Source organism: Bradyrhizobium sp. Ghvi, assembly GCF_900115265.1.
Taxonomy (GTDB): domain Bacteria; phylum Pseudomonadota; class Alphaproteobacteria; order Rhizobiales; family Xanthobacteraceae; genus Bradyrhizobium.
On the sequence record NZ_FOVU01000001.1, the window covers coordinates 209229 to 225013 of the forward strand.

The window sequence follows — 15785 nt, forward strand, 5'->3', positions numbered from 1 at the left end:
ATGACCGATCGACCGACAGTCCTCGTCACAGGGGGCGCGGGCTATATTGGCTCGCATGCCTGCCGCGCCCTGACCGCTGCCGGCTATCAGCCCGTCGTTTATGACAATCTCTCGACAGGTCATCGCAATTTTGTGTCGGGGGAACTTGTCACGGGCGATCTGCTCGACGGCGCAGCGCTGGCGCGCGCCTTTACCGAGCACAAAGTCGCGGCCGTGATGCATTTCGCGGCAGCAAGCCTCGTCGGCGAGTCCATGACCGACCCGCAGAAATATTACATCAACAATGTCCAGGGCACATTGTCGCTGCTGCAGGCGATGCGCAACGCAGGCTGTCGTCACATCGTGTTCTCTTCGACCGGCGCCGTCTACGGCAACGCCGATTCCAAGGCACTGCCGGAAGATTTTCCCTGCACACCGATCAACCCCTACGGGGCTTCGAAGTGGATGATCGAGCGCATGCTCGCCGACTACCGCACCGCTTACGGCTTCGGTGCGTTCTGTCTGCGCTATTTCAATGCCAGTGGCGCCGATCCGGCCGGCGGCATCGGCGAATTGCGCGACAACGAGACCCATCTCATTCCGCGCGCCATGATGGCGTTGCAAGGCCATGCCGATTTCGCCGTGTTCGGCGACGATTACGACACCCCCGACGGCACCGCGATCCGTGACTACATCCACGTCACCGACCTCGCCGCAGCGCATGTCGCGGCGTTGAAGCTGCTGGAAACAGGGCACGCCGGCGGCAGCTTCAATCTCGGGACCGGTTCAGGCTTCTCGGTGCGCGAGATCCTCAACGCCATCAGGCAGGAGACCGGGCGCGAGGTGCCGCACACCGTCAAGCCGCGCCGCGCCGGCGATCCGACCTATCTCGTCGCCGACGCCTCCGCCGCGCGAAAGGTTCTCAACTTCGTGCCGCGCCATTCCGACCTGCCGACCGTGATCAGGACCGCCTGGGCCTGGCATCAAAAGGCGCATCCGCTCAAGGTCCGTTAGGACAAAGTCACGTCCCGCCCGACAGACGCGATCAAACGACCGCGCGTTTCAGCCGTAGCGCGACGGCCTCCACCAGGGCCGGGTCCGTCTCCGGCTGGAGCGGCGGCGCGATGGGCAGGATCATCGGCCGCAGCAACTCGGCCATCTCCTTTGCCGGCAGCGGCCTGGAGATCAGGAAGCCCTGCATCTCGTCACAGCCGTGGGTGCGCAGGAATGCCTCCTGCTCGGCGTTCTCGACGCCCTCGGCGACCACGGTCATGCCGAGCGCCTTGCCCATGCTGATGATCGCCTGTGCGATCGCCTGGTCCTCCGAATCCTGCGGCAGGTCGCGCACGAAGGAGCGGTCGATCTTGATGGTGTCGATCGGAAAATGCTTCATCAGCGACATCGACGAATAACCGGTGCCGAAATCGTCGATGGCCAGGCGGATGCCGCGGCTCTGGATGGCGTCGAGCACCTTCAGTGCGCGACCAACATTGCGCATCATCATGCTCTCGGTCACTTCGAGCTGGAGCAGGACCGGTGACATGCCGGAAGCTGCCAAGGCCTCGTCGACGTCCTGCAACAGGTGCTCGTCGGCAAACTGCCGTGGGGACAGATTGACCGCCATCGACAGCGGCAGCAGGCCGCGGCGCTGCCAGGCCATGGCCTGCGCGCAGGCCTCTTTCAACACCCAGCGACCGATCGGCACGATCAGGCCCGTTTCCTCCGCAAGCGGAATGAATTGCGCCGGCGAGACGTTGCCGAGATCGGGATGGGTCCAGCGCAACAGCGCTTCCACGCCGGTGATCTGGCCGCTCGCCATGTCGACCTTGGGCTGGTAGTTCAAGGAGAATTGCTCGCGCTCGAGTGCCCGCCGCAGCGCGCTCTCGAGCGACAGCCGCTCGATCGATTGCGTCTTCACTTCCTTGGAGAAGAAGCGATAGCCGTTCTTGCCGTCTTCCTTGGCGAGATACATCGCCATATCGGCGTTCTTGGTCAGCGTCTGCGCATCGGCACCGTTGGCCGGATACATCGCAATGCCGATCGAGGCCGTGGTGTGGCATTCGTGGCCAGCGAGCTCCATGGGCTGGGCGAGCGCCGAGAGCAACTCGCCAGCGATGCGCTGAACGTCGTCGATCTCACCGCACTGATGGAGGATCACGACGAACTCGTCGCCGCCGAGGCGCGCCACCACGTCGCTGGCACGCAGAGCGTTGCGCAGGCGAGCGGCGACCTCGAGCAGCAGCAGATCGCCCGCTTCGTGGCCCAGCGAATCGTTGATGACCTTGAAGCGATCGAGGTCGATGAACAGCACCGCAAAGCGGTAATCGTCGCGCTGTGCCATGCCGATCGCCTCGCGCAGCAGGCTGTTGAAGGTCTCGCGATTCGGCAGGCTGGTCAGGCTGTCGTGGCATGCGAGATACTCGATGCGCTCGTCGGCCTCGTTCTTCTCGTCCGCCCGATCGAAATTCTCCATGGCGAACGCGACGTTGTCGGCAAGGCGCTGCAACAGTTCGACGAATTCACTGGTGAAGATGTCCTTTTCCGTCGACATATAGATCATGACGCCGACAGGTTGATCGTGCACGATCAGCGGGAACGCCGCACCGGCCCGGGCGCGGTCACCGCGAACGATGGCGTGAAAGGCGCTGACGCGCGAGTCATTGAGATAGTCATTGCTGATGCAGGGTTGCCGGGTCCGGAACGCCGTGCCGGCCATCCCGCGCCCCTCGGGGCGCTCGGGATCGACCGAAAGGCGGACGGTGCGAGTGGTGTTGGACGACGGTCCGGCGCTGGCGACGATCTCGATCTGATCGCTGTCGGCGCTCGCGAGTGCGATGGTGGTCGATGTGAACTTGGCGCCGTTCGATGCGGCGAGGCAGACGAGGTCGAACAGCTCGGCGCGCGATTTCGCGCGCATGATCGCCTCGTTGGTCGCGCTCAACGCGGCGAACATGCGCGTCAGGCGCTCTTTCTGCGCCTCGGTGCGGGCCTTTTCGTCGGCGCGATCGAAATTGTCGAGCGCGAAGGAAACATTCTCGGCGAGCCGCCCGAGCAGCTGGACCAAGTCGGGCGTGAACGTGTTCTGTTCGGGCGCAAGAAAAAGCAGGATGCCGATTGGCTGCTGACCTGCTCTCAGGAGCGGAAAGCTGGCGGCCGCCCGCGTCCCATCCTCGATCGCCTTTGCCCGCCAGTAGGCAGACCTCGGCTCGCTCAGATAGTCGTTCATGACGCAGGGCCGACAGGTCCGAACCGAGGTGCCGATGATGCCCTGGCCCTCGGGATGGTCGGCGGAAATCACACAGGTCCGCCCGACCATCCGGCCTTGCATGCGTCCCTTCGCCGCGACGACGCGAAGGAGCTCGCTATCCTCGTCGATAATGCCGATGGTCGCCGAAGCGAACACGTCGCCAAGGACGGCGGCGCGGCACGCGGCCTCGAACAGCTCTTCGCGCGACTTGGCGCGCATGATGGCTTCATTGGTCGCGCTCAGCGCCTCGAACATTCCGCTCAGGCGATTACGCAGCCTGTCGGCCTGCGCCTTTTCCTGCGCCCGGTCGAAATTTTCCAGCGCGAAGGCGACATTGGCCTGGAGCTTGCGCAGCAACTCGACCAGCTCAGGCGTGAAAGTGCCGCGCTCCGGAGAGTTGAACAAGAACACGCCTTCGAGGCGATCGCCGTTGAGCAGCGGCAGCGCCGCGGAAGACGCGATGCCGTTGCGGCGCGCGCTGGCGTGCCAGGGCGCGATGCGGCCGTCGGCGAGCACGTCGTTGCTGACGGCGGGCTGGCGCGTGCGGAATGCGCTGCCGGTCAACCCGCGCCCTTCCGGCACCTCGGACGAGATGGAAAACTTGAAATTGCGGACCTGGTCCGCATTCGGTCCGTAGCTGGCAACAATGCGCAACAGCCCGGCGTCATGATCGACCAGCGCAATGCTGGCAGAGGTGAACTTGGCGCCTTTCGCCGTCGCTTCGCAGACCAGCTCGAACAGCTCGGAACGCGACCGCGCGCGCAGGATCGCTTCGTTGGTAGCGCTGAGCGCCGCATACATGCGCGCCAGCCGCTCCTCTTCCGCGGCAATCCGGGCCTTCTCGGCCTCGCGACTGAAATTCTCGATCGCAAACGAGACGTTCTCGGCGATGCGCAGCAGCAGCGCAACGATCTCCTCGTCCTTGGCCCAGGAGCGGCTGATGAAGAACAGGAGCACGCCGACACTTTCGCCGTGCCTGATCAGCGGCGCGGCCACGCAGGCGGCGACGCCGGTCGCCACGTTGGCCTGCTCCCACACCGTCCCCTTGGTGCGCCTGGCAAGATCGTCCTCGACGACGGCTTTCTGCGTCCGGAACACCTGGCCGGAGATGCCTTTGCCGTAAGGATTCTCTGGATCGATCGAATAGTGCGCCTGAGTGACGAGCTCGAGGTTCTGTCCCGTGGACGCGACCGGCTTCATCCAGTGCGAATTCGGCTCCCGGAGCAAGACGATGGTGGCCAACGATTCGCCACTATGCACGGAGGCGTTGCACACGAGTTGATACAGTTCCTGCTCGGTTTTGGCACGCAGGATCGCTTCGTTGGTGGCGCTGATGGCGCCGAACATGCGGTTGAGCCGCCGCGTCGCCCGTTCGCTGGTTTTCCGCGCGGTCTCGCGCGCGAAATTATCCAGCGCATAGGAGATGTTGGCCGACATGCGCTCGAACAGCGAAACCATCTGCTGGTTCAGCGAATTGGGCTCGCGGCGCGTCACATACAGCACGCCAACGCTGTGCCCATTGCAGAGCAGCGGCAGCGCCGCCGCCGCGCCGATATGGGCCGACGCTGCGCCCGCGCGCCACGCCAGCGAGCGCGGATCGTTCAGATAATCGTTGCTGATGCACAGCTTCTGATCGCGAAACGCCTCCCCCCCGACGCCGGAGCCTTCGGGCGTGCCGGCCTCCGTCGTGATCAGGAGTGAACGCAGGCGCGGAACGTCGTCGCCACAGCCCGCCGCAAACTGCAGGCGATTGCCATCCCGTTCGACCAGAAACACGGCAACAGCCAGGAAATCCCCGCTCGAAAACCCGGCGTCGCAGACCTTCTGGTACAGCTCATCCGGCGATTTCGCGTAGAGAATCGCTTCGTTAATGGCGCTCAACGCCGCAAATGTGCGCGCGAGTGTCGTCGACACGATCTCAGCTCCCGGGCATTTCTGCCTTTCTTTCCCGGGGGACTTTATCGGCGCCGATCACCTAAGTGGTCGTTATTGCGCGCTGCAAACCCTCGATCAAAGTGAACGAGCTGCGAATATGGGGCGCCGAACTGTCGAAAATACCGCTGCGCGGGAGGGGTCCTCGACCAAAGGACGCTCTCTTTACGAATTTGCAGCCCTGTATTGGTTTACGGGAGATTGATATCGCAGCTCCGCTTTGAGACGATGGCTTCCAACAAGCGGCCCGTGAAGGGCACGAAAGCCGAGGGAACGCCATGCCGATCGTCAAGGCCGACCGCCTCACGCGCATCAGTGCTGCGTTGCTCCGTGCTGCCGGAGCTTCCGAGGAAGAAGCCGACGCCGTGGCCGTCGGCTGCGTCAACGCCAATCTCGCCGGCCATGACTCCCACGGCGTGATCGCGATTCCCACCTATATCGACCGGATCAAGGCTGGACATATCGTCCCCGGCGCCACCTGGACCATCGTCCAGGAATCGCCCACCACGACCGTGATCGACGGTCACTGGGGTTTCGGCTTCCATGTCAATGCCAAGGCGATGGCGCTGACCATCGAAAAGGCGAAGACGGCAAATGTCGCCGCCTGCACCGTGTTCCGGCAGAGCCATGTCGGCCGCCTTGCCGCCTATCCGCTGATGGCGATACGCGAGGGCATGATCGGGATTGCGACGGCCGACTCCGGCCGCTCGCCGAAGCACGTCGCGCCGTTCGGCGGCAAGGAGGCGCGGCTCGGCACCAATCCGATCTCCATCGCGGTGCCGTCCGACCTCGAAGCGCCGTTCTACCTGGACATGGCGACGTCAGCTGTCGCCGCCGGCAAGATCCAGCTCGCAGCCGCCCGCGGCGAGACGATCCCGACCGGCTGGATCATCGATGCCGACGGACGGCACACCACCGATCCCACGCAATATCGCAAGGGCGGCGCGCTGCTGCCGCTCGGCGGCACCGAGGGCTACAAAGGCAGCGGGCTTGCCGCGATGGTCGAGGTGCTGTGCGGCCTGCTCACCGGCCTCGGCTTCGGTGTCGAGCCGACGGGACGGCACAATGACGGATGCTTCATGGCGGTGTTCAATGTCGCCGCGTTCCGCCCGCTGAAGGAGTTCAAGCGCGAGGTCGCGGAGTTCGCGCGCTACCTGAAATCGACACCGCCCTCCGACGGCAGCAAGGGCGTCTACTACCCAGGCGAGATCGAGGGCCTGCGCGAACAGCAGCGCCTGCGCGACGGCATCGAGGTCGAGGATGCGACCTGGGAGAAGCTGCGCGCGCTGGCGCGCGAGTACAGGCTCGACACCGTCCTCGATCTGTCCTGACGCAATCCGGAGAACAGCAATATGAACAGGCAGATGGTCCTGGTCGGCTTCCTTCAGGCGCAGAATTGCACGAATCTGCCTAGCTCCTGGCGGCATCCGGAGTCCCGCAGCGATTCGATGTCGGCGGATTATTACCAGGAGATCGCCAGAATTCTCGAAGCCGGCAAATTCCACATGGCCTTCTTCGATGATCGCCTGGCCATGCCCGACCGCTACGGCAACGACCACGCCCACACCGTCGAATATGGCATCCGCTGCGTGAAGATGGATCCGCTGATCGTGCTGACCACGATGGGCATGGTCACCGACAGGCTCGGGTTAGGGGCGACCTGCTCGACCACTTACTACGAGCCATTCGACGTCGCACGCCGCTTCGCCACGCTCGATCTGATGTCGGGCGGGCGCGCGGGCTGGAACGTCGTGACCTCGCTCAACGACGGTGAAGCCCTCAACATGGGGCGCGACTCACATCCCGAGCACGATTCCCGCTACGACAAGGCCGACGAGTTCATGGAGGTCGTGCTCGGCCATTGGGATACCTGGGAAGACGGCGCGCTCATCATGGACAAAAAGAGCGGCCGCTTTGCCGATCCCACCAAGGTCAAGCGGCTCGATCACAACGGGCCGGCCTTCAAGTCGCGCGGGCCGTTCACGGTGCCGCGTTCGCAGCAGGGTCACCCCGTCATCATCCAGGCCGGCGCATCGGGCCGCGGCCAGCGCTTTGCCGGCCGATGGGGCGAGGTGATCTTCACCGCCGCGCGCAACCTCACTGCTGCCAAGGAGGGGTACGCGGCCGTGCGCAACGAGGCCGCGAAGGTCGGGCGCGATCCTGATGAGATGTTCCTCTGCAACCTGACGACGCCGGTCTGCGCCGCGACGAAAGCGGAAGCCGAAGACAAGATGGCGCTGATCAACAAGCTGCCGCTCGAGATCGACGCGCTGTCACTGCTCGCCGAAGCGCTCAATTACGACTTTGCCTCCAAGGGTCTCGACGAGCCGCTGACGACGGACGAGCTGAGGAGCATGCAAGGCATTTTGGGCATCCGCGACGGCGTGCTCAAGGCTTCGGGCAAGAGCAATCCAAGCGCGCGCGACTTCGTCACCTACTCCGGCCGGGGCCAGGTGCATGACGCCATGGTCGGCGGCCCCAAGGAGATCGCAGACAAGCTGGAGGAAATGTTCGTTGAGCGCGGCTGCGACGGCTTCGTCATTGCCGCCACCTATGTGCCCGGCTCCTACGCCGATTTCGTGCGGCATATCGTGCCGGAACTGCAGCGGCGCGGCCTGTTTCAGAGAGACTACCGTGGCAAGACACTGCGGGAGAATCTCGGCTTGAAGCGACCTGCCGCCGGCGCGTGGAAGGTGCGGCCCCGCGATGCCGCGGAATAATGACGAGGAGACACAATGCGCTGGCTGAAATTCACTGCCTCCGGCAAGACCTCATGGGGCCTGGTCGAAGGCAACCAGGTCGTCGCGATCGACGGCGATCCCTTTGGCGAGTGGCACCGCACCTCGCGGACAGTTCCACTCAGCGACGTCAAGATCGAGCTGCCGCTGATCCCGCGCACCTTCTATTGCGTCGGCCTGAACTACCTGAAACACCTCAAGGAAGCCGCCGACAAACGCGGCGAGGTCCCGGCCGTTCCTGACAGGCCCGAGATCGGTTACCGCGCCCAGAACGCGCTGATCGCGCATGACGAGGACGTCGTGATCCCGTCCTTCGCGACGGAGAAAATCCACTACGAGGGCGAGCTCGTCGTCGTCATCGGCAAGAAGGTGAAGCACCTCACCGAAGCGAATGCGATGGATTGCGTGTTCGGCTACACCATCGGCAATGACGTCAGCGAGCGCTCCTGGCAGAAGGCCGACCGCAGTTTGTGGCGCTCGAAGAACGCCGACACATTCAAGCCGATGGGCCCTTGGATCGAGACCGAGGCCGATCTCGACAAGATGGAGACGATCGTCCGCGTCAACGGCGAGGAGACCAACCGCTTCGCTACCTCCGACATGATCTTTGGCGTGGTGCCGTTCCTGGTCGAGCTGACCAAGTATTTTACGCTATGGCCGGGCGATGTAATCTGGATGGGCACCGATGGCGCCTCCCCTGACATCAAGCACGGCGATGTCGTGGAGATCGAGATCACCGGCATCGGGACGCTGCGGAACAGGTTCGTGCGGGAGGGGCGATAGCTCAGCTCCCCGCTCTCGATCGACCCTTCACATGATCGATGAAGGCCCGGAGCTTGGGCATGATTTGTCGATGGCCCGGATAATACAGAAACACGCCCGGCGCCATTGGCACGAATTTCTCCAGCACGGCCACAAGGCTTCCCGTCCTGAGAGCGTCAGCGGCCAACGGCGCCGGCACCTGGGCCAGACCTAAACCCTCGACCGCGGCACCGAGCATGGTCGGGAAGTCATTGGCAATGAAAGGTCCGGACACCGCGATCTCGATCGAATGACCTCCGTCGTCGAGCGACCAGGGCGCGAGCGCACCATTCGATCGTCGCAATCGCAGGCAGGCGTGTTCACGCAGCTGCTCCGGACGAGCGGGCCGACCGCGGCTTGCGAGGTAAGCCGGACTGCCGGCGATGACCAAAGGAAACGGCTTGGTCAGGCGCACCGCGACCATGTCCGGAGAAATGAACTGGCCCATCCTGATGCCGGCATCAAAGCCTCCGGCTGCGAGATCGACAAGCTCCTCGCTTGCCGCAAGCTCGACCTCGATCTCCGGGTAGGCCTGGCAGAACGAGGCGATCAGCGGCTCGAGCAGGATCGGAACGACCGAACGCGGCACGGTCAGGCGCAGCAGCCCGGCCGGCCGCTGACCCAGCTCGCGCGCGGCCCCGCTGGCTGCGACAAGCTCCTCAAAGGCCGGCCTTGCGCGGGCAAGAAATCTCTCGCCGGCTTCGGTCAAACCAACGCTGCGGGTCGTGCGAATGAACAGCGCGGCCCCGACGCGCGCTTCCAGGGCGCGGACCGCCTGACTGATCGCCGAGGGTGTGACACCGAGCTCTGTAGCTGCCCGCCGGAAGCTGCGGTGCTGGGCGACACTGAGGAAAGCCTCGACCCCGTCGAGCGCTCCCTGCCTGACTGTGAAGTTCTGCTTCATAGCCCGTCAACATTATCGCGAATAGTTGGCCACGGAAAGGCGCCCTATATCCGGATTGCAAATGAGCCCCACCGGAGACGCGAAGCCGATGAAGGCAATTCGAAACGCCATCCTGACACTCGCCCTCACACTGACAGGGATTACCGCCATGACCGAACCATCCGCCGCCCAAGCACAAGCGCCATCACCCACGACCACCGGAGTGATGGTCATCCTGACCGCCAAGGCGGGCATCACACGCGAGCAGATCATGGCCGTCATGCCCGATGAAATCAGACAGACCGTCCAGCTCTATCTCACCGGCAAGGTTCGTGAATGGTATTCGCGCTCCGATGGGCGAGGCGCCGTCTTCCTGCTGGACGCCAGGAATGATGCCGAAGCGCACGCGATCATGGATCCCCTGCCGCTCGCCAGGCAGGATCTCGTCGACCACGAATACATCGCGGTCGGCCCGCTCATGCCGCTCCGCCTGTTGATGACGAAGCCCTGACGCCGCTGGCCTCCCCTCCGACCGGACGAAGCATGACAAGGAGATCGAACGTGCCAACGGGATTCAATCTTCCATTCATCCTCAGCGTCGCCGGCGCCTTACTGACGAGCGCAGTGGTGGCCTCGGTCTATGTGTGGCCCTTTGTCCGTGCAATGCCTCGCCATGACGCGTTGAGGCTTCTCGTAGCCTTCCATGCGTTCCGTTTCCTGGGCATGAACTTCATGGTCGCCGGGTTCGTCTCCCCCGAGTTGAACCCGGACTTCGCCAGCCAAGTCGGATGGGGAGATCTCATCGCCGCCACTCTCGCACTCATCTCGATGGCGGCGCTGTCCTGGCGGTGGTCGGTCGCCATTCCGATCGTCTGGATCTTCAACGTCTGGGGTACGCTCGATCTCCTGAATGCGTACTACATGGGCGCAACGAAAATCCTGGGTCCTGGCCTGATCGGCGCCGGCATTTATGTCCCGGCGCTTTATGTGCCTTTGCTCCTGGTCGGGCACGCTCTCATCTTCATGCTTCTGCTGAGGCCCGGATCGGAAGCACAGAAATCGTGACCGGGTGGGCAAAGGCGCGTCAACGCCGTGCCAACCATCTTTCTCCAGTCGAAAAGGTGGTGGGCACGCTTCCGCCTTCGCTTTTCGCGCTATGGCCGACAAGCCGCTTTGACCACGCGAAGACAGTTGTGCAAGCCTCTCAGAACGGCAGCGCTACACCCGTCTTGATCTCCTTCAACACCACATTGCTGCGGACGTAGCGGATGCCGGGAATGCGGAACATGAACTCGTCGAGAAAGCGATTGTAGGCGGCCATGTCCTGCACGACGACCCGCAGGTGATAATCCGCATCCCCCGTGGTCGCAAAACACTCCAGCACCTCGCGGCGCGTGGTCACGCGTGAGACGAACTCGTCGACAAATTTGGCGTCGTGCCGCTCCAGCGAGACATGGAGGATGGCGGACATCGCAAAGCCCGCCTGCTCGCGCGAGACCAGTGCCGCATAGCCGCGGATGACGCCACCGTCCTCGAGCGCACGCACCCGGCGCCAGCAAGCCGAGGTGGACATACCGACCTCATCGGCAAGCTGCTGGTTGGTGGCGCGGCCGTCCTTCTGCAGGTGGGCGAGAATCCGCGCGTCCTGGTATTCGATCATCGATCGTCCTCAAATTGACTAATCCTACCAAATAACAACTCGATATGCAAAATATTACCGAAACGGCACCTTAATGCGGATAAATAGGTAAGACCTACCAGGGCCCCAGGCTTACCCTTTGCCTATTCGGCAGGATGCCGCACGAGGTCCGCCATGGACGCCATTCCGTCACTCGACGCCTACGAACTCTCCGACCGCTATGACCGCAAGGAGGGCCGCGTCTTCCTCACGGGCACGCAGGCGATCGTCCGCATCGCCCTCGACCAGATCAGGCGCGATCGCGCGCACGGGCTCAACACCGCTGGCTTCATCTCCGGTTATCGCGGCTCGCCGCTCGGCGGCATCGATCTCGAGCTCTGGCGTATCCAGGAGCGATTGAAGCGAGACCGTATCGAATTCCTCCCCGCGGTGAACGAGGACCTCGCGGCAACCGCCGTCCTCGGCTCGCAGCAGGTCGAGACGCAAGGAGACCGCGAGGTCGATGGCGTGTTCGCCCTGTGGTACGGCAAGGGCCCCGGCGTCGATCGCTCCGGCGACGCGCTCAAGCACGGCAACGCTTATGGCTCATCGCCGCATGGCGGCGTGCTGGTCGTCGCCGGCGATGACCATGGCTGCGTGTCCTCGTCGATGCCGCACCAATCCGACGTCGCCTTCATGAGCTGGTTCATGCCGACGCTGCATCCCGCAAGCGTCGGCGAATACCTCGAATTCGGCGAGTATGGCTACGCACTCAGCCGCTTCTCCGGCATGTGGGTCGGCTTCAAGGCCATCTCGGAAATTGTTGAGTCAGGCGCATCCGTCACGCTGCGTCCACCACGCCTCTTCCGCACGCCCGATTTCACGCCGCCCCCAGGCGGACTGCACTATCGCTGGCCGGATCTGCCGGGCCCGCAGATCGAGGAGCGGCTCGAAGCAAAGAAGCACGCGGTCTACGCCTTCGCAAAGGCCAATCCGATCGATCGCCACATCTACGACATCCCCAATGCGAGCTACGGCATCGTGACCACGGGCAAAGCGCATCTCGACCTGATGGAAGCGCTGCGGCTGATGGGCCTCGACGAAGCCGCGTGCCGCCGCATCGGCATCGACATCTACAAGGTCGGCATGGTCTGGCCGCTGGCGCTGCACGACGCCATGGAGTTCGTGAAGGGCAAGCGCGAGATCCTCGTGGTCGAGGAAAAGCGCGGCATCATCGAGAGCCAGTTCAAGGAATATTTTTACGACTATCCCGGCGCAAAACCCGAACGCATGGTCGGCAAACACGACGAGCAGGGCGCACGGCTGATCTCCTGGATCGGCGAATTGTCGCCGCGCATGCTCGCAGATGTCCTGGCCCGCCGGCTCGATCCGATGTTTCCGGGGCTCGATCTCGCCGCGCGCGCGGCCGCTCTGTTGCCGCAAGCCGAGCGCACCATCAACGTCGCGGGCGCGACGCGTACGCCATATTTCTGTTCCGGATGCCCGCACAACACCTCGACGAAAGTGCCGGAAGGATCGAAAGCTCTGGCCGGCATCGGCTGCCACTTCATGGCAAGCTGGATGGATCGCGAGACCTCTTCGCTGATCCAGATGGGCGGCGAAGGCGTGAACTGGGCCGCCTCGTCGCGATTTACCGGCCACAAGCACGTGTTTCAGAATCTCGGCGAAGGCACCTACTACCATTCCGGCTCGATGGCGATCCGGCAGGCGATCGCCGCCAAGGCAAACATCACCTACAAGATCCTGTTCAACGACGCCGTTGCCATGACCGGGGGCCAACCGGTCGACGGCCCCGTCAGTGTGCATGCCATCGCCCACAGCGTCCGCGCCGAGGGCGTGGCCCGCATCGCGCTGGTCTCGGACGAGCCCGGGCAGTTCCTGCCGGCGGATCTGCCTGATGGCGTCACCATCCATCCGCGGGAGGAAATGGATGCCGTGCAGCGCGAGTTGCGCGACGTCTCCGGCGTCTCGGTGCTGATCTATCAGCAGACCTGCGCCACCGAAAAGCGGCGCCGCCGCAAGCGCGGTCAGATGACCGATCCCAAGCGCTTTGCCTATATCAACGATCTCGTCTGCGAAGGCTGCGGCGACTGCTCCGTCGAGTCCAATTGCCTCAGTGTCGAGCCGAAGGAGACGCCGTTCGGCCGCAAGCGCCAGATCAACCTCTCAGCCTGCAACAAGGATTTCTCTTGCCTCAACGGCTTCTGCCCGAGCTTCGTCACGGTTGAAGGGGCGACGCGCCGGAAGAAGAGCGCGAGCCAGATCGACGCGATCGGCCGCGCGGCCGCGCTGCCGCTGCCCGCGCTCACAACGCTCGACCGCCCCTACGATTTGCTCGTGACCGGCGTCGGCGGCACCGGCGTGATCACGGTCGGCGCGCTGATCGGCATGGCTGCGCATCTGGAGCGTCGCGGCGTCTCGGTGCTGGATTTCACCGGTTTTGCGCAGAAATTCGGGCCCGTCCTCAGCTACATCCGCCTGGCCGCGAGCCCGGAAGCGCTGCACCAGGTCCGCATCGACCAGGGCGCCGCCGATGCGCTGATCGGCTGCGACCTCGTCGTCAGCTCCTCGCCGAAGGCCTCGGGCACTTATCGCCGCGGCACGCGCGCTGCCGTCAACACGGCAGAAATGCCGACCGGCGACGTCGTTCGCTTCCGCGATGCCGATCTCGCCTCGCCCGCCCGCCTGCGCGCAATCGGCGGCGTCATCGGAAAGGAAAATCTCGACGCGATAAATGCCAATGCGCTGGCCGAGCGCCTGCTCGGCGATGCCGTCTATGCCAACATCATCATGCTCGGCTTTGCCTGGCAGCGCGGATTGGTGCCGGTCTCGCTGGCAGCGTTGCTGCGCGCAGTCGAACTCAACGGCGTCTCGGTCGAGCGCAACAAGCAGGCTTTTGCCTGGGGCCGGATCGCCGCTGCCGATCCTGACTTCTTGCCAAAGGCGGAAGACGCGCCAAAGGCCGAGACGCTCGACCAGATCATCACCCGGCGCGCCGATTTCCTCAGGGACTACCAGGACGATGCCTATGCCGCGCGCTACCGGGCGCTCGTCGCAAAAATCCGCAATGCCGAAACTGCCTTCAATAGCGAGGCGCTGACCGAGGCCGTCGCCCGCAGCCTGTTCAAGCTGATGGCCTACAAGGACGAATATGAAGTGGCGCGTCTGCATATGCAAAACGGCTTCCTCGATGAGCTGAAGCGGGAGTTCGAGGATGGATTCAGCATCCGATATCACCTCGCCCCGCCGTTTCTGCCGTCCGAGCGCGATGCGCGCGGACGTCCGCGCAAGCGCAACTTCGGTCAGTGGATCCAACTGCCGCTGGCCCTGCTTGCGCGATTGAAGCGGCTGCGCGGAACCTCCTTCGATCCGTTTGGCTACACGTCGGAACGACGCGCGGAGCGTGAGCTCATCACCTGGTATGAAGGCTTGATCGAAATCATGCTCGGCCGGCTCGATGCGCGGAATCTGGCTGGCCTGATCGCGATCGCCAAGGCTCCGATGGAGATCCGCGGATATGGGCCGGTGAAACAGGCCGCGATTGCGAAGGTCAAGGCCGACGTGGACTCGTTGCTGGATCAACCAGGAGCGGCCAAGGCGGCCTGAGCTGCGGCATCAGCCGTCACGAATATGGATTGATCAGTTTCTGCTGTTCGGCGCTGTGCTGCAGGAGCATGTCGATGAATGTCCTGACTTTCGCCGACAGATGATGTTTGTGCGGATAGACCGCGTTCATCGACAGCTCGACCGTCCGGTATTCAGGCAGCAGACGAACCAGCCGGCCCGTTTCGAGATCATCGTGGATGAGAAAGCCGGCCATCAAGCACACGGCAGCGCCCTCCAGCGCCACCTTGCGCAACGCCTCTCCGCTGTTGGTGACGAAGCTGCCTGAAATGCGCACCGACGCCGGCACGCCCTTGCGATCGAGGAAGCGCCACTCGTCGCCGAAGGGATAGTTCAGATGGCGGCCACAATTGTGCCCGGCAAGCTCTTCCAGCTTCTGCACGCGGCCGTGCTGTTCGAGATAATCATGCGAGCAGCACAGCACGTGACGCCAGGTGGCGAGGCTGCGGACGATGAGGCTCGAATCCGGCGGCGGGATCATGCGTAGCGCCACGTCGTAGCCTTCCTCGATGAGGTCGACATCGGCCTCGCCCATGCGCAAATCGACCTTGAGCTCGGAATAGGTGGACAGGAGTTTTGCCACGACGGGTGCGACGAACGGCACCATGTGCGTGGCAACATGGACGCGCAGCGTGCCGCGAGGGACCGATTGCAATTCGCTGGCGATGTCGTCGGCCTGTTTGAGATCGGCGAGTATCTGCGTCGCGCGCTCGTAATACGATTGACCGATCTCCGTGAGGCTCACCTTGCGCGTGGTGCGGTTCAGCAGCCGCACCTCCAGCCGGTCCTCCAGCGCCTGGATATGGTTGCTCACCATGGTCGTCGACATGTTGAGCCGGCGGGCGGCGGCCGAGAATCCTCCGTGTTCGACCACCCGAACGAAGACGGTGAGACTGGTGAAGCGGTCCATGATTCAAGGTCCAGATTATCCGCTCTTACTGG

11 protein-coding genes are annotated in these 15785 nt (G+C 63.7%); 7 read left to right on the plus strand and 4 right to left on the minus strand.

Annotated elements, in window-relative coordinates:
• Positions 1-993 carry a UDP-glucose 4-epimerase GalE gene (gene galE / locus BM374_RS01030; protein ID WP_092288744.1) on the plus strand — a complete coding sequence of 331 codons (993 nt, stop codon included), beginning with the start codon at positions 1-3 and terminating at the stop codon, positions 991-993.
• A gap of 31 nt (positions 994-1024) precedes the next feature.
• Here galE and BM374_RS01035 read toward each other — a convergent pair whose 3' ends face one another.
• Complete coding sequence (locus BM374_RS01035; RefSeq protein ID WP_092288745.1) at positions 1025-5140, minus strand: GAF domain-containing protein; 4116 nt, start codon at positions 5138-5140, stop codon at positions 1025-1027.
• Positions 5141-5436: 296 nt separating this feature from the next.
• On the opposite strand from BM374_RS01035, the gene BM374_RS01040 reads away from it, so the two are divergent.
• From BM374_RS01040 to BM374_RS01050, 3 genes are read left to right on the plus strand one after another with little or no spacing between them, the layout of a single operon-like run.
• Entirely contained in the window at positions 5437-6489 is a 1053-nt protein-coding gene (locus BM374_RS01040) for an Ldh family oxidoreductase (RefSeq protein WP_092288746.1), read from the plus strand.
• Positions 6490-6510: 21 nt separating this feature from the next.
• On the plus strand, positions 6511-7878 hold the full coding sequence (locus tag BM374_RS01045) for an LLM class flavin-dependent oxidoreductase (RefSeq protein ID WP_092288747.1): 1368 nt from the start codon (positions 6511-6513) through the stop codon (positions 7876-7878).
• A 15-nt stretch (positions 7879-7893) separates the two neighbouring features.
• Positions 7894-8679, plus strand: coding sequence for a fumarylacetoacetate hydrolase family protein (locus tag BM374_RS01050; RefSeq protein WP_092288748.1), 786 nt, complete (start codon positions 7894-7896; stop codon positions 8677-8679).
• Between the two features lies 1 nt (position 8680).
• On the opposite strand, the gene BM374_RS01055 is transcribed toward BM374_RS01050, so the two are convergent.
• Positions 8681-9601: a LysR family transcriptional regulator gene (locus BM374_RS01055; RefSeq protein ID WP_092288749.1), complete on the minus strand. Its 921-nt coding sequence runs from the start codon at positions 9599-9601 to the stop codon at positions 8681-8683.
• A 148-nt stretch (positions 9602-9749) separates the two neighbouring features.
• On the opposite strand from BM374_RS01055, the gene BM374_RS01060 reads away from it, so the two are divergent.
• Positions 9750-10091, plus strand: coding sequence for a hypothetical protein (locus BM374_RS01060; RefSeq protein WP_177248031.1), 342 nt, complete (start codon positions 9750-9752; stop codon positions 10089-10091).
• Positions 10092-10141: 50 nt separating this feature from the next.
• Positions 10142-10645 (plus strand): DUF8737 domain-containing protein, encoded by a 504-nt coding sequence (locus BM374_RS01065; RefSeq protein WP_092288750.1) that lies wholly within the window; start codon positions 10142-10144, stop codon positions 10643-10645.
• A 139-nt stretch (positions 10646-10784) separates the two neighbouring features.
• On the opposite strand, the gene BM374_RS01070 is transcribed toward BM374_RS01065, so the two are convergent.
• Positions 10785-11240 (minus strand): Lrp/AsnC family transcriptional regulator, encoded by a 456-nt coding sequence (locus BM374_RS01070; protein WP_092288751.1) that lies wholly within the window; start codon positions 11238-11240, stop codon positions 10785-10787.
• A 153-nt stretch (positions 11241-11393) separates the two neighbouring features.
• On the opposite strand from BM374_RS01070, the gene BM374_RS01075 reads away from it, so the two are divergent.
• On the plus strand, positions 11394-14825 hold the full coding sequence (locus tag BM374_RS01075) for an indolepyruvate ferredoxin oxidoreductase family protein (protein ID WP_092288752.1): 3432 nt from the start codon (positions 11394-11396) through the stop codon (positions 14823-14825).
• A gap of 16 nt (positions 14826-14841) precedes the next feature.
• Here the strand turns inward: BM374_RS01075 and BM374_RS01080 are convergent, their stop codons facing one another.
• Complete coding sequence (locus BM374_RS01080) at positions 14842-15753, minus strand: LysR family transcriptional regulator (protein WP_092288753.1); 912 nt, start codon at positions 15751-15753, stop codon at positions 14842-14844.
• Between the last annotated feature and the right edge of the window lie 32 nt (positions 15754-15785).